At 73.5% G+C, this 20,343-nt stretch carries 12 protein-coding genes and 2 pseudogenes; 10 read left to right on the top strand and 4 right to left on the bottom strand.

Annotated elements, in window-relative coordinates:
- Positions 1–276 precede the first annotated feature (276 nt).
- Positions 277–726: pseudogene (locus tag OG871_RS25460) on the bottom strand (hypothetical protein); the annotation flags it as partial.
- A gap of 382 nt (positions 727–1,108) precedes the next feature.
- Positions 1,109–3,250 carry a DEAD/DEAH box helicase gene (locus OG871_RS25465; protein ID WP_371503417.1) on the bottom strand — a complete coding sequence of 714 codons (2,142 nt, stop codon included), beginning with the start codon at positions 3,248–3,250 and terminating at the stop codon, positions 1,109–1,111.
- A gap of 453 nt (positions 3,251–3,703) precedes the next feature.
- Between OG871_RS25465 and OG871_RS25470 the strand changes: the two genes are divergently transcribed.
- Entirely contained in the window at positions 3,704–5,044 is a 1,341-nt protein-coding gene (locus OG871_RS25470; RefSeq protein WP_371499609.1) for a DUF4192 family protein, read from the top strand.
- Positions 5,045–5,111: 67 nt separating this feature from the next.
- Here OG871_RS25470 and OG871_RS25475 read toward each other — a convergent pair whose 3' ends face one another.
- A complete protein-coding gene (locus OG871_RS25475; protein ID WP_371499610.1) occupies positions 5,112–6,425 on the bottom strand; it encodes an alpha/beta fold hydrolase in 1,314 nt (437 codons plus the stop codon).
- An 861-nt stretch (positions 6,426–7,286) separates the two neighbouring features.
- Here OG871_RS25475 and OG871_RS25480 point away from each other — a divergent pair.
- From OG871_RS25480 to OG871_RS25510, 7 genes are all read left to right on the top strand, one after another.
- Positions 7,287–9,350 carry a glycogen debranching N-terminal domain-containing protein gene (locus OG871_RS25480; RefSeq protein ID WP_371499612.1) on the top strand — a complete coding sequence of 688 codons (2,064 nt, stop codon included), beginning with the start codon at positions 7,287–7,289 and terminating at the stop codon, positions 9,348–9,350.
- 168 nt (positions 9,351–9,518) lie between these two features.
- Positions 9,519–10,262 (top strand): NUDIX domain-containing protein, encoded by a 744-nt coding sequence (locus tag OG871_RS25485; RefSeq protein ID WP_371499613.1) that lies wholly within the window; start codon positions 9,519–9,521, stop codon positions 10,260–10,262.
- 200 nt (positions 10,263–10,462) lie between these two features.
- The gene (locus OG871_RS25490) at positions 10,463–11,902 is read left to right on the top strand and encodes an ATP-binding cassette domain-containing protein (protein WP_371499615.1); all 1,440 of its coding nucleotides are present in this window, start codon (positions 10,463–10,465) and stop codon (positions 11,900–11,902) included.
- 2 nt (positions 11,903–11,904) lie between these two features.
- Positions 11,905–12,762, top strand: coding sequence for a hypothetical protein (locus OG871_RS25495; protein WP_371499617.1), 858 nt, complete (start codon positions 11,905–11,907; stop codon positions 12,760–12,762).
- 177 nt (positions 12,763–12,939) lie between these two features.
- Positions 12,940–13,815, top strand: coding sequence for a FadR/GntR family transcriptional regulator (locus tag OG871_RS25500; protein WP_371499618.1), 876 nt, complete (start codon positions 12,940–12,942; stop codon positions 13,813–13,815).
- Between the two features lie 408 nt (positions 13,816–14,223).
- Entirely contained in the window at positions 14,224–15,840 is a 1,617-nt protein-coding gene (locus OG871_RS25505; RefSeq protein WP_371499619.1) for an RNA polymerase sigma factor, read from the top strand.
- Positions 15,841–16,074: 234 nt separating this feature from the next.
- Positions 16,075–16,953: a trypsin-like serine protease gene (locus OG871_RS25510; RefSeq protein ID WP_371499621.1), complete on the top strand. Its 879-nt coding sequence runs from the start codon at positions 16,075–16,077 to the stop codon at positions 16,951–16,953.
- Positions 16,954–17,168: 215 nt separating this feature from the next.
- Here OG871_RS25510 and OG871_RS25515 read toward each other — a convergent pair whose 3' ends face one another.
- Positions 17,169–17,399, bottom strand: coding sequence for a hypothetical protein (locus tag OG871_RS25515; RefSeq protein ID WP_371499623.1), 231 nt, complete (start codon positions 17,397–17,399; stop codon positions 17,169–17,171).
- A gap of 507 nt (positions 17,400–17,906) precedes the next feature.
- On the opposite strand from OG871_RS25515, the gene OG871_RS25520 reads away from it, so the two are divergent.
- The gene (locus OG871_RS25520; protein ID WP_371499625.1) at positions 17,907–20,018 is read left to right on the top strand and encodes a type IIA DNA topoisomerase subunit B; all 2,112 of its coding nucleotides are present in this window, start codon (positions 17,907–17,909) and stop codon (positions 20,016–20,018) included.
- 55 nt (positions 20,019–20,073) lie between these two features.
- Positions 20,074–20,247: pseudogene (locus OG871_RS25525) on the top strand (response regulator transcription factor); the annotation flags it as partial.
- Positions 20,248–20,343: the final 96 nt, after the last annotated feature.

Raw genomic sequence — 20,343 nt, forward strand, 5'->3', positions numbered from 1 at the left:
CGGGGAGAGCGGCGCCGTCGAGGCCAGCTGCCCCAGGTCGTGGGCGCGCAGCTCACGGGCGTGCAGCTCGCGCGGAGGGTGCTCGTGCCGACCTTCGTCCTGGAGCTCGCGGGTCTGCGGCTCCTCGCCCTGTGCAAGCCGGCTCACCTGGGCCAGTCGGCCGCCCTGTCCCACGTGTCCCGGTGACCCGACCGGTACCGGCCGGCAGCGGGCCGCCGACCCCGGAGAGACCCGCTCAGGCAATTCCCTGACGGTGTGGACCGGGCCGTCCGTCCAGGATCCCGAGTGCGGGGTGTGCCCATGGTGCCCGTCCCCGAGGGAAAGCCAGCCAGCTGGCGTCAGGGTGAGGTAGGACCCGCAGCGCAGTCCGTGCAGGGCCGCCGCGTCCCGCAGCGCCCACATCCAGGCGCCGTCCTGCTCCGTCCAGTCCGGTCCGCCCTCGCGGCAGCGCAGCAGGACGGCGGTCCGGGTCGGCACGGTGAGCCGCAGATCGTGCGAGGTGATGCGGCGGAGCTGGGCCAGGATCGTGTTGCGGTGGTGCCAACCGTCCGTGGCGTGCGGTCGGCCGGTGAACGAGGCGGAGGCGACCACCCGGTGCAGGGGGTCGAGCACGGCGAGCACGTTGGTGCCCGGCTGGGGGAGGTGCCGGCCGTGCAGCTCGGTGACAAACTCGCGTGGTGCTCTCAGCAAGGGGACATCAGACCCGGTCCAGGTCGCCAGATCGATCGTCCGCGCGCCATCGCAGGGGGTCTGACCTCGGTCGATACCGTTGATCACGATCCTCCTTCCCGGGCCCGCAGGCGCGCTGGTGCGGGCGTACGCCGAGGGCCTGGTCCGTGGACCGGGCTATGGATACCGTCCAATTCTCATGTCAGAGCGGGTCGAGCGGCAACGATGAAATGACAGACGCCGCCCGAAAGTCAGTGTTCTGCCGGATATATTCCACGCCGCGGGTGGCGCCATTCGAAGGATGGCGGGTCGGTTCGCCCGGGTCCGCGAGCCGAGCCGCCCGAAGCCCGGTGCGGGCGCTGCCGGAACGGGGCAATCGGAGCGGCAGACGGCCGACCGACGCGGGGCCGCCGGAAGCCGGGCTGCCCGGCCCGGATGCTCAGCCCTGGACGGCCAGAACGAGCGGCAGGACGGCTCCGGCCCCGGCCTGACGCAGCAGCCTGGCCGCCACCGTGACAGTCCAGCCGGAATCCACCAGGTCGTCGACCAGCAGCACCGGCCCGGGAGCCTCGGCGAGCGCGGCGCGCAGCGCGGGCGGCACCACGAGGGTCCCCGACAACGAGTGCAGCCGCTGCGCGCTGTTGCTGCGCGGCCCGTGCGGCGGCTCCCCGGTCGCGTACTCGATCCGGCCGAGCAGCGGCAGCCGCCCGACCGCCGCCAGCCGCTCGCCCAGGCTGCCGATCAGGGCGGGCCTGGTGGCCGAGGCCATGGTCACCACACCCACCGGCCGGGCCGGCCGGGCGCCGTCGGCCGCGGGCGGACCGGCCCAGCCGCCCGGGCCGCGCGCCCAGTCCGCCAGCACGCTGACCATCGCGTCCAGCACCTCGGCGGGCACGGGCCCGTCCGGAGCCTGGTCGGCGAGCAGTGCCCGCAACCGGGTGCCCCAGCCGATGTCGGAGAGCCGGCCCAGGGCCCGGCCGGTCTCGGCCTGCTCGCCGGCCGGGATCCGGCCCTTGAGCGAGACCCCGATGGCCTCCATGCCCGTCGGCCACTGCCGCCTCGGCTCGAACGAGACCCCGGGACGGCCCAGCGCGGCCCGGGCCGCGGCGAGTGCCTCCTCGGACACCTCGACGCCGTGGCGCGGGCCGGCGCAGTTGTCGCAGCGGCCGCACGGGACTGCCTCCGGGTCGTCCAGCTGGCGGCGGAGGAACTCCATCCGGCACCCCGCGGTGGTCGCGTACTCGCGCATCGCGCGCTGCTCGGCCTCCCGGGACTCGGCGACCTTGGCGTAGCGGGCGGCGTCGTAGGCCCAGGGCTCCCCGGTCGACGTCCACCCGCCGCGGACCCGGCGCACCGCGCCGTCCACGTCCAGCACCTTGAGCATGGTCTCCAGACGGGCCCGACGGAGGTCGACCCGCGGCTCCAACGCGGCGGTGGACAGCGGCCGGCCGGCTTCGGCGAGCGCGTCGAGCGTCCGTCGGACCTGCTCCTCGGGCGGGAAGCCGAGTGAGGCGAAGTACCGCCAGATCGCCTCGTCCTCCCGGCCCGGCAGCAGCAGGACCTCGGCCCGGTCGACCCCGCGCCCGGCCCGGCCCACCTGCTGGTAGTACGCGATGGGGGAGCCCGGCGAGCCCAGGTGCACGACGAAGCCGAGATCCGGCTTGTCGAAGCCCATCCCGAGGGCCGAGGTGGCGACCAGCGCCTTGACCCGGTTGGCCAGCAGATCCGCCTCCGCGCTGCGGCGGTCGGCGTCCTCCGTCCGGCCGGAGTAGGAGGCCACCGGGTAGCCGCGCTCGCCCAGGAATGCGGTGATCTCCTCGGCGGCGGCCACCGTGAGGGTGTAGATGATGCCGGAGCCGGGGAGTTCGGCGAGGTGCTCGGCGAGCCAGGCCAGCCGGTGTGCCGGGTCAGGCAGGGCCAGGACGCCGAGGCTCAGGCTCTCCCGGTCCAGGGGGCCGCGGAGCACCAGGGCTCGCTCGTCGGTCCCGCCGGTGCCGAGCTGCTCGGCCACGTCGGCGGTGACCCGGGCGTTGGCCGTGGCGGTGGTGGCCAGGACGGGCACACCCGGCGGCAGATCGGCCAGCATCGTCCGCAGCCGGCGGTAGTCCGGGCGGAAGTCGTGGCCCCAGTCGGAGATGCAGTGCGCCTCGTCGACCACCAGGAGACCGGTGGAGGCGGCGAGCTTCGGGAGCACCTGGTCACGGAAGTCCGGGTTGTTGAGGCGTTCCGGGCTGACCAGGAGGACGTCGACGGCGCCGGCCGCCACCTCCGCCTGGATGCCGTCCCACTCCTCGGGGTTGGCGGAGTTGATGGTGCGGGCGTGGATCCCGGCGCGGGCGGCGGAGTCCACCTGGTTCCGCATCAGTGCCAGCAGTGGGGAGACGATCACCGTCGGGCCGGAACCGCGGGCGCGGAGCAGCGCGGTCGCGATGAAGTACACCGCCGACTTGCCCCAGCCGGTGCGCTGCACGACCAGGGCGCGCCGCCCGTCGACGACCAACGCCTCGATGGCCGACCACTGGTCCTCCCGCAGGACCGCGGACGGGCCTGCCAGCTCACGCAGCACCGCCTCGGCCCGCATCCGCACGGCGGCGCGGTCTGGAGTGTCGGTGGGGTGGTGCGGAGTCGGCTCGTCCATGCCTCAATCAATACAGCGTGCCGCGGACAATCGACGAACGGCGACGAACGGCGACGGCCGGGAGTCGGGGGCGCTGGGCCGAAACAGGCGGCCGCAGGAGCAGCTGAGGGATCGACAGAACATCGTGCGCAGCCGCGTGTTGGTCCCCCGAACGAGTGACCAAATGCTGGACCCCCCGACTTATCCACAGGAAAACAGAGCTTTCCGGCAGCCGGGCGCGGCTGCGGCAGGCTTCCCGTCATGAACGACGAACGCGGTGAAACGAACCCCGACCTCGGTCCCCTGCCCGGCCCTGCGCCTGAACCGATGCCCGGCCCCGTGCCCGGTCCGCTGCCCGGCTTCGGGCCCGGTCCGCTCCCCGGGCAGCTGCCGGTCAGAATGCGCGGACCGGCCGACATGGCAGAGATGCTCCCGTACCTGCTCGGCTTCTTCCCCGACGACAGCATCGTGGTCGTCGGGCTGCAGGGCCCCGAGCTTCAGCAGGGAGGAGTCATCCGCGTGGACATCCCCGACGACCCCGCTGTCTGGCCGCGGGTCGCAGGCGACACGGCGCGGCTGCTGGTCGAGCTCTCCGAGCAGCGTTACGAGCGTCCGGCCCAGGTGCTGGTCTACCTCTGCCGGGACCCTGCTCCGGGTGCCGGTTCGGCGCGTCGCGTACTCGCCGGCCTCGGGCCGCTCTCCGCCGCGCTGGCCGCGGCCTTCGAGCGGGAGGGCGTCGGCGTCAAGGAGTCGCTGTGCGTCTCCGGCGGCAGCTGGTGGTCCTTCCTGTGCACCGGGGCCGACTGCTGTGACCCGGGAGGTACCCCGATCCGATCCGCGGACGGTCCCGGCCCGCTGGCCGCGGCGGCCACCTTCGCCGGGCTCGCACCGCGCGGCAGCCGAAAGACGATCACGGCAGGCCTCGCCCCGGTCGGGCCGCCCGAGGCGCTGACGCTGCGGGAGGCCATCGAGCAGGCGGGGGCGCCTTTCATCCGCGAGCTGGCCGGGCCCGGCGGCCGGGCCGGAGCGGTCGACCGGACGGCCCGGATGCTCGCCGGCGCGGTCACCGAGTTCCGGGCCGGAGCCAGGGCGCTCGATGCCGACCGGGTGGCCCGCCTGCTGATCGGCCTGCAGGACAAGCTCGGGCGCGATCGCGCCGCCGAGTACAGCGAACCGGACGAACTGGTCGCCGCGCAGCGGCTGTGGCGCTATCTCGCCCAGCGGTGCGTGCCCCCGTTCGAGCACCTCGCCCCGCCACCGATGACCCTGCTGGCATGGACGGCCTGGTTGGCCGGGGACACCGCCACCGCCCGGATCGTGCTCGCCCGGGCCCTCGACATCGACCCGGGCTACACCCTGGCCCACCTGCTCCACGAGTCGATCAACGGCGGCCTGCTGCCCGACCTGCTCCTGGAGAGCGTCCGCAGGGAGCGGGCCGGCCGGGCCACCCCGCCCTCGAGCCGGCCCGGGCCGGCCTCCGATCCCGCTCCGCCCCGCCAGGCCCGGCCCCGCGGCACCGATCGCCACACCGCGGGCCTCGACGACGGCGCCGGCACCCAACAGGACGCGCCGGACGCGGGCGGTGCGGCCGGCCCCGGCGGGCCCGCCCCGGAGCAGACCGCCGAGGGCCCCGACGCGGAGCCCGCGGAGGGCGGGCCACCCGCCGGGGCAGCGGAGGGCCCACGCAGGCGCCTCGCCCGGCGCCGACTGCGCCTTCCGGTGCAGCGCCGTCACCGGGACCACGCGGTGGGTGGCTGAGATGCCCCGGCGACCGCTCCGAGGCCGGGTCGCGCCGGTGTATCCCGTCATGCGCCGGGTGGTGCGGCTACAGCTCGCCGCGCGCCATCCGGATCAGCCGGTCGAGCACCGCGCCACCACTCACCCGCAGGCCGTCGTGCTCCCACTCGTTGGTCACCCAGGTGCGCACGTTGCCCACCGCCCGCGCGGTGGCCAGCGAGTCCGCGGTGTCGACGTACATGTCGTCGTGGTAGACCGCGGCGAACACCGGCACCTCGTTGGCCGCCAGCCGATCGAGGTCGTACAGGTCGGGCCAGTCCGTGCGCTCGGCGAGCAGCTGCGCCGTCTCACGCAGCGGCCGCAGCGCCGGGTCGGTCTCGAACATCCAGGGGTAGATCATCTCCCCGGTGAACAGGACCGGGGAGTCCGAGGCCAGCGCCTGTGCCGCGTCGAACTCGGGGAACTCCTTGCGGACGCGCTCCGCGGCCCAGCCCGTGCCGGCCGGGTCCACCGAGCGCTGGCCGTAGATCGACTCGTGCATCAGCGCGTAGAGCGGCCCGGTGGCGAAGGACACCTGCGCCTGCACACCGGCCAGGAAGGTGTCCGAGAGCTCCGGCCCGTCCACGCCCTCCACCCAGGCCTCCTCCAGCAGGTAGTGCAGGCTGTGCGAGCCGGCTCCGCCGCCGAGCAGCAGCCCGAGCGCCTGGAACGCCTGGACGGTCAGCAGGCCGCCGTCCGGCAGGTCGGCCGGGCGCCGGGTGAGGTACGCCGCGATCCGGCGGACCGTCTCGGCGTCCTGCGGGTAGCGGCGGTAGTGCGCCGCGTTCTTGTCCGCCACCCTTGGGTACGCGGCGCGGTAGACGTCGTCGGCCGAGGTCCGCAGTCCGGCCAGGCCTCCCGTCACGAACGCCTCGCGCAGGCCGTGCGGCGCGAGGGACAGGTAGGTCAGGGTGCAGAAACCGCCGTAGCTCTGCCCGAGCAGGCTCCACTTCCCCCCGTCCCCGAGCAGCAGGCGTCGGATCAGTTCGGCGTCCTGCACGATCGCGTCGGCGCGGAAGTGCGCGAGGTAGTCGGCCTGCTGCCGGGCGTCGCCCCGGCGCGCCAGTGTCTGGCGCCCCGCGGGGGTGGAGCGGCCGGTGCCGCGCTGGTCGAGCAGCAGCACCCGGTACCCGTCCAGCGCCCGGGCCAGCCAGCCGTCCCGGCCGAGGGGCCGCCCGGCCTTGCCGCCGGGGCCGCCCTGGAGGAACAGCAGCCACGGCAGATCGTCGTGCTCACGGCCTGCGGCTGCCACCTCTCGGGCGTACACCTCGATCCGCTCGCCTTCGGGCCGCCGGTGGTCGAGCGGCACCCGGAAGACGTGATCGGTGGTGACGATTCCGGGCAGCCGGCTGGTGGTGGACATGCAACTCCTCGGTCCGTGCTGGTCACAGGCTTGGTTCGGCAGCCTCCGCCGGGGTCTCCGATGCGGGCGCCGGTGCCCACGCACCGTATCCTGGCGGCGCACACGGGTAGCCGCGGCCGGGTCACGGCCCGAGGCGCCCGGAGCCGCGTGATTCCGGGCAATGACGCCCGGTGCCATCGGCGATCGGGTGGGGTCCGAGGTGCGCGCGGCCGCCGGGCAGGGGGACACCGGACCGGCGTGACCTGGGGCAGGTGCGGTGCGTTCACTCTGCGGGATGCCACCGAAGCCGAACCGCGACCGATGCTCCTACCGCCGCACGGCGGCGGCGGAGCCGTGGCCCAGCGCCCCACGACGGTCATGGGCCACACGGACCGTGCCGGGAGCTGTACTCTCCGGGACGGCCACGGTTCGACGGCCGGAGCCTGCACCGGTACAGCCGCAGGGGCAGCAGGGCAGTACCGATCGCGAGCCGACACGGCTCGGGGCCGGGGGACGACGAGAACGAACAGACCGGTCGAGCAAGGGGAGGAGAGCCCGGTGAGCACCATGAGGCCGGCACAGGCAGGGCCGCAGGTCGGGCCGAGCGCGGTGCCACCTGCGGCACCGGCCGCCTGGCCGCACCAGCAGCCTCGGGCGACACCTCCGCCGCCGGGCGTCCAGCCCGCAGGCTCCGGGCCGGCCGGCAGCCCATCGCCCCCGTACCCGCCGTCCGGCCATCAGCCCCCCGGCCATCCGGCGACCGCCTCGCCGCGGCCCCGGCCCGACCACCCGGCCGCCGCTCCTCCCCGCCAGCCGGGCCCGCCGCCCAGGCCCCAGCAGGTCTCGACCCACGACGCCGTCCTGTGCGTCAACGCGCCCGCGATGGCCTCCTCGGGCATCGACGGCCAGCTCCGCGGCCACGGCCTGCACGGGTTCTTCCGGGCCGGGGTCCGCACGCTCGCCCGGATGGAGGTCCGAGTCGGCGGCATGGAGCCGATGCCGCTCCAGGGCACGCTCACCTCGGCCGCCGCCGCGCGCTTCCTCGGCGCGGTCCGCCTCCCCGGCGATCCCGATCCCGACCCGGCGCTGACCGTGGAGCGGCTGCGGCACGCCGACGGGACGGAGAGCATCACCGTCCGCAACACCGGTGCCCGCCCGGCCCGCCTGCCGTTGGAGATCGCGCTCGGTACCGACCTCGGTCTGCTCACCGACATCGCGGCCGGCCGCCGCTCGGCGGACCTTCCGGGGCAGGTGCAGTCCGCAGGCCTGCGCTGGGCGGGCCACGGCCGCAGCGCGACGGTGTCCGCCCAGCCCTCCCCGCATGCCGTCCTGGCCGGGGCCGGCGTGCTCCGCTGGGACTTGGAGGTCCAGGCCGGGGCGCGCTGGTCCGTCGAACTGTGTGCGGAGCTGGAGTCGGCGTCGGCGGCCGTCCGCCCGCCGACCGGCCGCGGGGCCGGCGTGCCGCTGCCCTGGGCCGAACCAGAGGTGCGCAGCGACGACCCCCGCGCCGTGCAACTGGTCGTACGTTCGCTGGACACCCTGGGCGGCCTGCTGATCGCCGACCCGGACCGGCCGACCGACCTGTACGCCGCCTCCGGCGCGCCGTGGCGCTTCGGCATGACCCCGGCCGACGCGATCTGGGCCGCAAGGCTGACCCTGCCGCTGGGCACCCGGCTGGCCGCGGGCACCCTGCGGGCCCTCGCCAGGCGCCAGCACGTGGGCGGTGCACCGGGCCCCGGTGGCCCGGCCGCACCGCAGTCCGTCGGGGCGACGTCCGCGGCCGCACCGGCCAGCGCCGACGGCGTGAATTCCGCAGGCTCGGCGGAGGTCGGCTCGGGCGGCCGTTTGGACGGGCTGATCCCCGGCCCGCTCCGACACGCCGGGCCCGAGCTGCCGCCCTCCTGCACGGCGACCGAGGCCACCCTGCTGTTCGTCACCCTGCTGGCCGAGGCCTGGCGCTGGGGCCTTCCGCGCCAGGAGGTGGCTGAGCTGCTGCCCGCCGCGGAGCGGGCCCTCGGAGCCCTGCGCGGCGCCCTCGGGGACGGCGAGGACGGCCCCGAGGGGTTCGTCACGGACCTGGGCCGTACCGCGGAGGACCGCGCCACCCGCCCGGCGGCCGCCAGGTGCGAGGTGCAGGCCCAGGCGCACCGGGCCGCCCTGCACGGCGCCGACCTGCTCGCCGCCTTCGGCCGCCCCGGCGCCGAGGAGTGGCGCGCCTGGGCGGCCCGTCTGCGGGAGCGATTCCGGGAGCAGTTCTGGATCGACGACCTGTCAGGTGGGCGTCCGGCCGCGGCCATGCTGGCCGGCGGCCGGACGGTGCCGGCCGTCGCCGCCTCCTTCGTCCACCTGCTCGACCGCGGCCTGGCCGGTGAGGGCGAGCTCCACGAAGGTCTGCTCGACCGCGAGCAGACCCGCGTCCTGGCCCAGCGGCTGGCCTCCCCGGAGCTGGACACAGGCTGGGGGTTGCGAACGTTGAGCGCCAAGTCCCCGCGGTTCAACCCGCTCGGCCACCGCAGTGGCGCGGTCCGCGTCCACGAGACGGTGCTCGCGGTGTCCGGCCTCGCGGAGGCCGGCTTCGAGCGCGAGGCCGGAGTCCTGCTGGAGGGCCTGCTGGACGCCGCCCGCCACTTCGAGGGCAGGCTCCCCGAGATGTACGCGGGTGAGCAACGGGTGGCCGACTGCCCGCCTGCGCCGCACCCGGCGGCCTGCCGCCCGGCCGCGGTCGCCGCCGCTGCCGCTGTGCACCTCGTGCTCTCGCTCGCCGGCGTCCGCCCCGACGTCCCGGCCGGGCGGGTGGCGGTCCGACCGGCCAGCACCGCGCCGCTGGGGATGCTCCAGCTCACCGGCCTCCGGGTGGCGAACGAGCCCTTCTCGGTCCGGGTGAGCCGGATCGGTGTGGCCGTGGTGGAAGAGGCGTCGACGGAGCTCCAGCTCGGCGCCGGCTGAGCCCGGAGGCCCGGAGGCCCGGAGGCGCAGGGGCCACGCGGGCACGCGGGCACGCGGGCACACGGGTGCACGGAGGCGCGCCTCGGTGACCCGCCGGGGAGCGGGGATTCGAGGCCCGGGCTGCGGCGCTCTGTGCTTATCGTCAAAGAGACGACTATCATCGTCGCCATGTCGCGTTATGACCCGTCGGCCTTCCCCCCGTTCGCAGTCACAGTCGACCTGGTGGTGCTGACGGTTCGCGAGCACGCGCTCTGCGCACTGCTGGTGAAACGAGGTGAGGCGCCCTTCCAGGGCTACTGGGCCCTGCCCGGAGGCTTCGTACGCCCCGACGAGGGGCTGGCCGAGGCGGCCTCCCGCGAGCTGGCCGAGGAGACCGGCCTGCGAGCCTCCTCCGCGCCCGGCCAGGCCGCGGTTGGCGCACACCTGGAACAGCTGGCGACCTACGGCCACCCCCAGCGCGACCCGCGGATGCGGGTTGTCAGCGTCGCCCACCTGGTGCTGGCGCCCGACCTGCCGACCCCGCGCCCCGGAGGTGACGCCAGCGGCGCACGGTGGGCGCCGGTCGGCGACCTGCTCGGCCAGACCCCGACCGACGGCGTCCCGCTGGCCTTCGACCACGGCCAGATCCTGGCGGACGGCGTCGAGCGAGCCCGCTCCAAGATCGAGTACTCCTCGCTGGCCACCGCCTTCTGCCCGCCGGAGTTCACCGTGGGCGAGCTCCGCCGGGTGTACGAGGCGGTCTGGGGCGTCACCCTGGACCCGCGGAACTTCCACCGCAAGGTGACCGGCACCCCGGGCTTCCTGCTGCCGTCGGGAGGCACCACGACCCGTCAGGGCGGCCGCCCGGCCCAGCTCTTCACCGCCGGGGGCGCCACCGTCCTCAACCCGCCGATGCTGCGCCCGGAAGCCTGACCGCCACCCGGCGGGCGGGTGCCGCCCTCCGGGCGGCCGGCCGGTCCCCTGATCGAGTGAGCTGCCGGGCCACGCCGTCTCCCACACATCCGTAATGCCCGGTTTCGGCACGATCGCGTCCTAGTGTGCTCGCGCAGGCACACGGGGACGCCCCCGGTGCCTCGCAGACCCGGTCGGACGAGGACATGGGAGCACCAGCGATGATCCAGACCACCGGCTTGACCAAGGTCTACCGGCGCGGACGCCCGCCCGCCCTGCTCGACCTCACCTTCGACGCCCGGCCCGGTGTCGTCACCGCCCTGCTCGGGGCCGCGGACTCGGGCAAGACCACCGCGCTCCGGCTGATGGTGGAGCTCGAACGCGGCCAGGGCGTCGCCCTCTTCGGCGGCCGCACCTACCGCGCGCTGCGCCGACCGGAGCGCGAGGTCGGGGTCCTGTTCGCCGGCGGCGGCCCCGGCGGATCCCGGCAGTTCCCACCCGCCGGCCACCCCGGCCGGCGGGCGCACAGCCATCTCCTGATGCTCGCCGCCGCGATCGGGGTGCCGGCCCGCCGGGCGGAGGATCTGCTGGAACAGACCCGGCTGGTCACCGTCGCCGATCAGCGGCTGCGCTCCTTCTCGCCGGGGATGAACCGGCGGCTGGCGTTGGCCGGCGCATTGCTCGGCAGCCCGAAGACACTGGTGCTCGACGCCCCCACCGAAGGCCTGTCCCCGCGCGGCATGGAGTGGTTCCACTCCTTCCTGCGCTCCTTCGCCGTGGCGGGCGGGACGGTCCTGGTGACCACCCGCAGCCCGGAGGAGGCCGCGGTGCTGGCCGACCGGGTGATCACTCTGGACCAGGGGCGGCTGGTGGCAGACCAGCCGGTGACCGACTTCCGCCGCACCAGGCTGGGCGGCGAGACCGCCGTCCGCGGACCGCAGATCGCCCGGCTGGCAGACCTGTTGCTGGGTCAGGGTGCCGAGGTGCGACCGGACGGCACCACGGGCATCGCGGTGAGCGGCATCGGCCGCACCGAGATCGGCGAACTCGCTTACCGGCACGGCATCCTGTTGCACGAACTGGCCGACCGGGTGGTCGAGCAGCCGGTCCCGCGTCCGACCCTGCCGACCGTCTCCGGCCGCTCGGGACAGGTCCAGCTCCAGGCCCAGGCGGAGGACCAGGAGCGCACCCGCCGCCACGCCCGGCCCGCCGGCGAGGCCGAGCCGCCGCCGGGAGCCCAGCCCTCGGCTCCCGGGCCGCGCGAACCCCTGTCCGAGCCCGCCCACACCGGCCTGATCCCGGTCTCGCTGTCGTCGGCGGCCCCCACGGCGGCCGACCACGCAGACCGCCCCCACCACGCCGACCACCGCGACCGACCCGGCCACGCCGGCAACGCCGACCACGGCGACCGCTCCCGCACCATTCACCACCCCGACCCCCTCGAGCGGCTGGACCACTTCGACCCGTTCGAGAGCCTGGAGCACTTCGACCGTCCGGGCCGCCGACCCCGGGCCGACCATCCGGATCACACCACCCACACCACCCACACCACCCACACCACCCACACCACCCCCACCGACCGCCCCGCCGCCCCCGTCGACAGCCCCACCCTCCGCCCCGCCGCCCGCCCGTCCGCCGGGCCCGACCAGCTGAGTGAGTGACCGTGCGCGTACTTGCCTACGAGGTGCGCCGACTGCGCAGCCTCCGCTCGACCTGGTTGATCGTGGCCACCGTCGTGGTCTGCAACGTGGCCACCGCGGCGGTGCTCACCGTGCGGTTGCCCGGCGGGCCGTTGTCCGCCCGGGACGCCGTCCGTGCCGTCACCGCCCTGGTCCCGCTGCTGCCGCTGCCTTTCGCGGCTCTGGGCGCCGGGGCGCTGGGCGCGCTCTCGTACGGTCACGAGGTGCGGCACCCGGGGTTGGCGGCGTCGCGGGTGAGACTCGGGCGGCGGCTCGCGCTGGTGGCGGCCAAGCTCGCCGTGCTGACCCCGGTCGCACTGCTGCTGGCGGTCCTCACCCTGACGCTGGACGCGCTGGTCGTCCGGATCGCGCTGCCGCCGGAGGTGACCGTCGGAGCGCTGGCGGACCCGGCGCTGCTGCGCCCCGAACTCTTCGCGGCCGCGCCGCCGGCCGCACTGGTCCACTCGTTGCCGGCCTTCGCCGCGCTGGTCCTGCTCAGCGGCTGGGCCGGGCTGCTGATCACCTCGGTGGTGCGGAGCGCCGCGGCCGGTGTGCTGTTGCTGGCGGCGCTGCCCGTGCTGATGGCGCCCGCCGTTGGCCTGGCGCTGCGTCAGGCCGGCGGCGGCTGGCCGGTCTGGGCCCGGGAGTTGATGCCGTTCCGGTACGGGCTGGAGCGGCTGGACGGGTTGGACCTCGGGTCCGGCCTCGGCGTCCTTCACCTGGGTGCGCCCTCCGGGTCGCCGTCGGCGGGCGCGGTCGCGCTGGCGGGCGCCCTCGCGGTGCCCGCGGTCCTGCTGGTGCTGGCGGGTGTGCTGGTGCAGATCCGCCGCCGGGCCCTGTGATCACCGGGTTGCCGCTCCGATGCGGTGACCACCCGTCAGGGATCGTTCAGATCGCAAGTCCGAAATGGTGACTTCTGCCTGATAAGAAGTCAATTATCCGGTCACGGGCGATCACCCTTTCGTGTGCTTTTCACGAGAATCCTCAAGGCGGACCCCCCGATCGCCGACAAAGGACGTGTGAGTACCCTTGCGCACCCCACCATGACCGCAGCCCGCCCGGCCGACGCGATCGGCCCCGGCGAGCTGGACCGTTTCCCCTACGCCGACCGGCCCACCCCGCCCGCCCCGCGCTGGGAGGGCGCCGAGTCCGACCTCTCCAGGGTCGGCCGCAAGACCACCAGCAGCCGCGGCCGTGGCCTGCACGGCCAGCTGGTCCAGCAGCTCGGCCAGATGATCGTCTCCGGTGATCTCGGTGCAGACCGCCCGCTGGTGCCGGAGGAGATCGGTCAGCGTTTCGAGGTCTCCCGCACCGTCGTCCGCGAGTCGCTGCGGGTGCTGGAGGCCAAGGGTCTGGTCAGTGCCCGCCCCAACGTCGGCACCCGGGTCCGTCCGGTCGGCGACTGGAACCTGCTGGACCCGGACATCATCGAGTGGCGCGCCTTCGGCCCGCAGCGCGACGAGCAGCGGCGCGAGCTGTTCGAGCTGCGCTGGGCGATCGAGCCGCTGGCCGCCCGGCTGGCCGCGGGCCACGGCCGGGAGGACGTCCAGCACCGCCTGGTCGAGCTGACCGAGATCATGGGCCACGCCGGCGCCCAGGGCGACGTGGTCAGCTACGCCCGCGCCGACGCGGAGCTGCACGGACTGATCCTGCAGATGGCCGGCAACCGCATGCTGGAGCACCTCTCCGGCATCGTCGGCTGCGCCCTCCAGGTGTCCGGCGGCCCGACCACCACCTGCGACCGCCCCTGCGACCCGTCGCTGAGCCTGCACATCCGGCTGGTGGACGCGCTCGGCACCGGGGACGGCACGGCGGCGGAGGCCGCCATCCGGGCGCTGCTCACCGTCCACCCGGCGGAGGTCGAGCCGTCCGTCCCGGCCCCCCGCGAGCACTGACGGGGGCGAGGCCCCCGCGGGAGACGGCACCAGGCCCTTCAGCTGCCCGATGGGCAGCCGGAGGGCCATCGCCTTTCCCGGAGCCTCCCGCGCCCCCTCGAACGGCTCTCCGGATACCCCCGAACAGCCCCTGGTGATCCGCCGCGCCGCGATGTGACGGGCGACACGAAGAGCATGCGTAACACTTGAGGGGCGGCAGCGATGTGTACGGAGCGGAAGCAGCTCCGGAACAACACGGGCATGTCAGAATGCTGTGTTGGTCTGCGGCGCTGCTGCCGTCCTAAAGACCCAGTCCACGTCCCCACCCCCGAGTCGTCGGAACCGTCACCGCGCGTTGTCGTGCGGGTACGGGAATCCGCCGTCCCGGGCAGCCGGGCCGAGGTTCTAGTCCACTCATCGTCCGAGAGGTTGTTCGTGTCGGCCAGCACATCCCGTTCGCTCCCCCCCGAGATTGCCGAGTCCGCGGCTCTGCTCGCGCTCATCGAGCGGGGCAAGGCCCAGGGGCAGATCGCCGGTGACGACGTGCGCCATGCGTTCGAGGCGGACCAGATCCCGGTCACCAAGTGGAAGAACGTCATGCGCAGCCTCAACCAGGTGCTGATTGAGGAGGGGGTGGATCTGATGGTCAGCGCCGCCGAGCCCGCAGGCGCCAAGCGCAAGAGTGTCGCGGCCAAGAGCACCACCAAGCGCACCGCGACCAAGGCTGTCACCACCCGCACGCCGTCCGCCCCCACCAAGCCCCCGGTGCGGATCGCGCCGTCGGCGACCCCGTCCGCCGCTGCGGTCGCCGCTGCGGCGGCCGCCGAGGTCACCGTGGTCGAGACCGTCACGGAGATCGGCGCCACCGCGAAGAAGGCGGCCCCCGCCCCGGCCAAGAAGACCGTGGCGAAGAAGGCGGCCGCACCCGCCAAGAAGACCGCCGCCAAGAAGACCACCACGGCCAAGGCCGCGGGCAAGGGCGGTGACGAGGGCTCCGGCGACGAGGAGCTGCTGGTCGAGGATGCCGCCCTGCCGGCCGACAAGGCCGAGGCCGAGCCCGAGGAGGAGTCGGAGGGCTTCGTCCTCTCCGACGACGACGAGGACGACGCACCGGCCCAGCAGGTCGCCGTCGCCGGCGCCACCGCGGACCCGGTCAAGGACTACCTCAAGCAGATCGGCAAGGTTCCACTGCTCAACGCCGAGCAGGAGGTCGAGCTCGCCAAGCGCATCGAGGCCGGCCTGTTCGCCGAGGACAAGCTCAGCGCCGCCGACAAGCTCGCGCCGAAGCTCAAGCGCGAGCTGGAGATCATCGCCGAGGACGGCCGCCGGGCCAAGAACCACCTGCTGGAGGCCAACCTCCGCCTGGTGGTCTCGCTGGCCAAGCGCTACACCGGCCGCGGCATGCTCTTCCTGGACCTGATCCAGGAGGGCAACCTGGGCCTGATCCGTGCGGTCGAGAAGTTCGACTACACCAAGGGCTACAAGTTCTCCACCTACGCGACCTGGTGGATCCGGCAGGCGATCACCCGCGCCATGGCGGACCAGGCCCGCACCATCCGCATCCCGGTGCACATGGTCGAGGTCATCAACAAGCTGGCCCGCGTCCAGCGCCAGATGCTCCAGGACCTGGGCCGCGAGCCCACCCCGGAGGAGCTGGCCAAGGAACTCGACATGACCCCCGAGAAGGTCATCGAGGTCCAGAAGTACGGCCGCGAGCCGATCTCGCTGCACACCCCGCTCGGCGAGGACGGCGACAGCGAGTTCGGTGACCTGATCGAGGACTCCGAGGCGGTCGTCCCGGCCGACGCGGTCTCCTTCACCCTGCTCCAGGAGCAGCTGCACTCCGTGCTCGACACGCTCAGCGAGCGTGAGGCCGGCGTGGTCTCGATGCGCTTCGGCCTGACGGACGGTCAGCCGAAGACGCTCGACGAGATCGGCAAGGTCTACGGGGTCACCCGTGAGCGCATCCGCCAGATCGAGTCGAAGACGATGTCCAAGCTGCGCCACCCGTCCCGCTCCCAGGTGCTGCGCGACTACCTGGACTAAGAGGCTCGGGCCCTACCGAGGAGCCCGGCACACGTCCCCGTCGAGGGGAGTGTGCCGGGCTCCTCGGCGTTCGGGGCCCCTGTCGGCGGCCGGCCGCACTGCCCGCGCCGTCAGCCGCCGTGGCCTGGCGATCACTCGTCCGGGTGGCCCGCAGGGCGCCTCCGGTACGCAGGGTGTCCGCTCGACTACGCTGTGCCGGTTGGCTGCTGTCGAACCATCTTGGGAGACCCGGTGTTGCCCAGCTCGGACGCCCACCTGCCCCGACGCTCGTCGGCCGCCGTCGGCCGTTCCCGCCGAGCGGTCGCCCTTCTCGCACTCTCGGCCCTGCCCGCCCCGATGCTCACGCTGGCATCGGCCGCGCCGGCCGCCGCGCAGCGCCGGATCGTCGGCGGCTGGAGCGTCGGCACCAAGGACCACCCGTGGATGGTGGCGCTGTCCAGCCGGGAGCAGTTCGGCAGCGCGCGCTCCGGCCAGTTCTGCGGCGGGGCGCTGATCTCCGGGACGAAGGTGGTGACGGCGGCGCACTGCTTCTACAACGAGAGCACGGGCCGCCGCACCGACCGGCCGGGCCTGCGCGTCATCCTCGGCCGGGACGACCTCAACGGTCGCCAGGGTCAGGAGGTCGCGGTCCGCGACGTCTGGGTCGACGAGGGTTACAACTTCGCCACCAACGAGCGCGATGTGGCCGTGCTCACCCTCGCCGAGCCGCAGACCGGCCGGGAGGTGATCGACATGGTGGGCCAGGGCGAGACCGAGCCGTACGCGCCCGGCACCACGGCGCAGGTCTTCGGCTGGGGAGACACCACGGGCCGGGGCAGGTACTCGCCGACGCTGCGCGAGGTCGAGGTGCCGATCATCCCGGACACGGACTGTTCCCACGCGTACCCGCCCGGTGCCGAGAGCGTCTTCGACGCGCGGACGATGGTGTGCGCGGCGGCCGAGCACGGCGGAAAGGACGCCTGTCAGGGCGACAGCGGCGGCCCGCTGGTGGTGGCCGGGCGGCTGGTCGGCCTGGTCTCCTGGGGCACGGGCTGTGCGGAGGCCGCCCACCCGGGCGTCTACACCCGGATCGCGGCCGTGGCCGACGATGTACGTTCCGTGCTGGCATGGTGACCTGGAGTCGACCGACCGCCGGGGCTCCGGCCGGGCCGGCACCCGGTGCGGCCACCGGCGTTGTGGTGAAGGCCACTCGATGTGGCGTCAGTGAGTGATCCCGCCGTCACTCGAGGTGCCGGAGAAACGCCAGAGCCGGTCGACAGGCTGGGAAGCCTGTCGACCGGCCCATCGGCCCTGAAGACCGATTCAGCTCGTCGGGGCGAGCGCGAAGATCAACGCTCGTCTTCGCCGGCCGTGGCGGGCGTCGCGGTCAGTCGACCGCTCTCGTCCTGTATTTCCACGGCAATCTTCTTGAGCTCAGGCTCGAACTTCCGCCCGTGGTGGGCGCAGAAGAGCAGCTCTCCGCCGCTCGCGAGGACAACGCGCAGGTAGGCCTGGGCGCCGCACCGGTCGCAGCGCTCAGCCGCGGTGAGCGGGCTCGCAGGGGTCAGAACAGTAGTCACGTCGCCTCTTCTCTAGCTCGACGAGCTGTCGTACCAGGGTCAACATCCAACCAGGTCGATTTCGTTCCCGCTCGTGGCTTTTCTCGGTTCGAGGATTCTGCAGTCTTGTTGTTGATGAGGACGTGCCCCGGGCTCCGGTGGTTCATGCGTACCGAATCCGACGACCCGCCGATCGGCCTCGAACGTCCTAGCGAAGCGATGTCCGGGGTCCGCGTAGCATAATCCTCTGCTGGGTTGGAGCATAAGCCCCGTCCCGGGCCCCGATAGCCTGCATCCCAGCAGCTCCGCCGCCTGCTCCCGGTTCTACGGCCCGCCAGGAACCGTGGTGTCAGGTGGAGATGGCACCCTGGAGCACCCGGCCCCGGTGAAGGTCTTGTTCGCGCAGCGCGTACAAGCCGAACGGAGCCGGGAGGCCGGTGTCTCAGTTGCTGAGAGAGCGGGGCGTCCCCCCGGGGCGGCCGCACCATCCGGTCAGCCGAGTCAGAACGTCATTGAGGAGTGCAGCGAGTGAGTGCTGAAACGTCCGTGCCGTCCGCTCTGGTCGCCGGGGAGGACAGCTCCAACTACACCGCACGGCACCTGCTCGTCCTCGAGGGCCTGGAGGCCGTCCGCAAGCGGCCGGGTATGTACATCGGCTCGACGGACAGCCGTGGTCTGATGCACTGCCTCTGGGAGATCATCGACAACTCGGTCGACGAGGCGCTCGGCGGCTACTGCGACCGGATCGAGGTGCTGCTGCACGGTGACGGGTCGGTCGAGGTGCGTGACAACGGCCGCGGCATCCCGGTCGACGTCGAGCCGAAGACCCGGCTGTCCGGCGTCGAGGTCGTGATGACCAAGCTGCACGCCGGCGGCAAGTTCGGCGGCGGCTCCTACGCCGCCTCCGGCGGCCTCCACGGCGTCGGCGCCTCGGTCGTCAACGCGCTCTCCGCCCGACTGGACGTCGAGGTGGACCGCGGCGGCCACACCCACGCCATCAGCTTCCGCCGCGGCACGCCCGGCATCTTCACCGAGCTCAGCCCGGACGCCCCCTTCGAGGCCGCCAACGGCCTCACCAAGAAGGGCAAGGCCCCCCGCGGCCGGACCGGCACCCGGATCCGCTACTGGGCCGACCGGCAGATCTTCCTCAAGGACGCCAAGCTCTCGCTGGAGAGCCTGCACAGCCGCGCCCGGCAGACCGCCTTCCTGGTCCCCGGCCTCACCATCGTCGTCCGTGACGAACGGCTGACGGAGAGCGAGAAGGTCGACGAGGCGACCTTCCGCTTCGACGGCGGCATCGGCGAGTTCTGCGAGTTCCTCGCCCCCGACAAGCCGGTCTGCGACGTGCTCCGGCTCCAGGGCGAGGGCACCTTCAAGGAGACCGTCCCCGTCCTGGACGAGCTCGGCCACATGACACCGACCGAGGTCACCCGGACCCTCGGCGTCGACATCGCCCTGCGCTGGGGCGCCGGCTACGACACCACCCTGCGCTCCTTCGTCAACATCATCGCCACCCCCAAGGGCGGCACCCACGTCACCGGCTTCGAGCGCTCGCTCGCCAAGACCGTCAACGAGGTACTGCGCTCCGCCAAGCTGCTGCGGGTCGCCGAGGACGACATCACCAAGGACGACGCCCTCGAAGGCCTCACCGCCGTGGTCACCGTCCGGCTCGCCGAGCCGCAGTTCGAGGGCCAGACCAAGGAGGTGCTCGGCACCTCGGCCGCCAACCGGATCGTCTCCGCGGTACTCGCCAAGGAGCTCAAGGCCTTCCTCGCCTCCACCAAGAAGGACGAGAAGGTCCAGGCCCGCGCGGTCATGGAGAAGATCGTCGCCGCCGCCCGGACCCGCGTCGCCGCCCGCCAGCACAAGGAGGCCCAGCGTCGTAAGACCGCCCTGGAGACCTCCTCGCTGCCCGCCAAGCTGGCCGACTGCCGCAGCGACGACGTCGACCGCAGCGAACTGTTCATCGTCGAGGGCGACTCCGCGCTCGGCACCGCCAAGCTCGCCCGCAACTCCGAGTTCCAGGCCCTGCTGCCGATCCGCGGCAAGATCCTCAACGTGCAGAAGGCCTCGGTGGCCGACATGCTCAAGAACGCCGAGTGCGCCTCGATCATCCAGGTGATAGGAGCGGGCTCCGGACGCTCCTTCGACATCGACCAGGCCCGCTACGGCAAGGTCATCTTCATGGCCGACGCCGACGTCGACGGCTCGCACATCCGCTGCCTGCTGCTGACGCTCTTTCAGCGCTACATGCGCCCGATGGTCGAGAAGGGCCGCGTCTTCGCCGCCGTCCCCCCGCTGCACCGGATCGAGCTCACCAACCCCAAGCGCGGCCAGGAGAAGTACCACTACACGTACTCCGACGCCGAGCTGCGCCGCACCCTGCTGGGCTTCCAGAGCAAGGGGCTGCGCTGGAAGGACCCGATCCAGCGCTACAAGGGCCTCGGCGAGATGGACGCCGACCAGCTGGCCGAGACCACCATGGACCCGCGCCACCGCATCCTGCGCCGGATCAACCTGGTCGACCTGGACTCGGCCGAGAAGGCCTTCGACCTGCTGATGGGCAACGACGTGGCGCCCCGCCGGGACTTCATCGTCAACTCGGCCGCCACCCTCGACCGTTCGCGCATCGACGCCTGACCGGCCGGTTCCCCCAAGGGCTCTCCACCCCCGGGTGGCGAGCCCTTGGGCGTTTGTCGAGGTGGTCGGCGCGGCCGCGGACGGGGAGGAGGCCCTGGCCCCGGTCGCCGAGCCGGCGCCCGACGTGGTCCTGATGGACCTTGGGATGCCGCGCTGCGACGGCGTCGAGGCGACCCGCCGGATCCGGACCTGGCACCCGGCCACCGAGGTGGTGCTGGCCACGTACGCCACCTGATTGGGTGAACGTATCTGCAACCGGGCCCGGCCAGGCGGATCGCACCGGATCCTGGACCGGTCAGCGCTTACCGGAAGCACCCGCTCCGGC

The organism is Kitasatospora sp. NBC_00374, from assembly GCF_041434935.1.
Taxonomy (GTDB): Bacteria; Actinomycetota; Actinomycetes; order Streptomycetales; family Streptomycetaceae; genus Kitasatospora.

Coding starts and splice junctions, on each gene's coding strand:
- OG871_RS25485 (WP_371499613.1), top strand. CDS start 9,519: ATGTCGCGTTATGACCCGTCGGCCTTCCCCCCGTTCGCAGTCACAGTC.
- OG871_RS25465 (WP_371503417.1), bottom strand. CDS start 3,250: ATGCGGGCCGAGGCGGTGCTGCGTGAGCTGGCAGGCCCGTCCGCGGTC.
- OG871_RS25470 (WP_371499609.1), top strand. CDS start 3,704: ATGGCAGAGATGCTCCCGTACCTGCTCGGCTTCTTCCCCGACGACAGC.
- OG871_RS25480 (WP_371499612.1), top strand. CDS start 7,287: ATGGCCTCCTCGGGCATCGACGGCCAGCTCCGCGGCCACGGCCTGCAC.
- OG871_RS25475 (WP_371499610.1), bottom strand. CDS start 6,425: ATGTCCACCACCAGCCGGCTGCCCGGAATCGTCACCACCGATCACGTC.
- OG871_RS25490 (WP_371499615.1), top strand. CDS start 10,463: ATGATCCAGACCACCGGCTTGACCAAGGTCTACCGGCGCGGACGCCCG.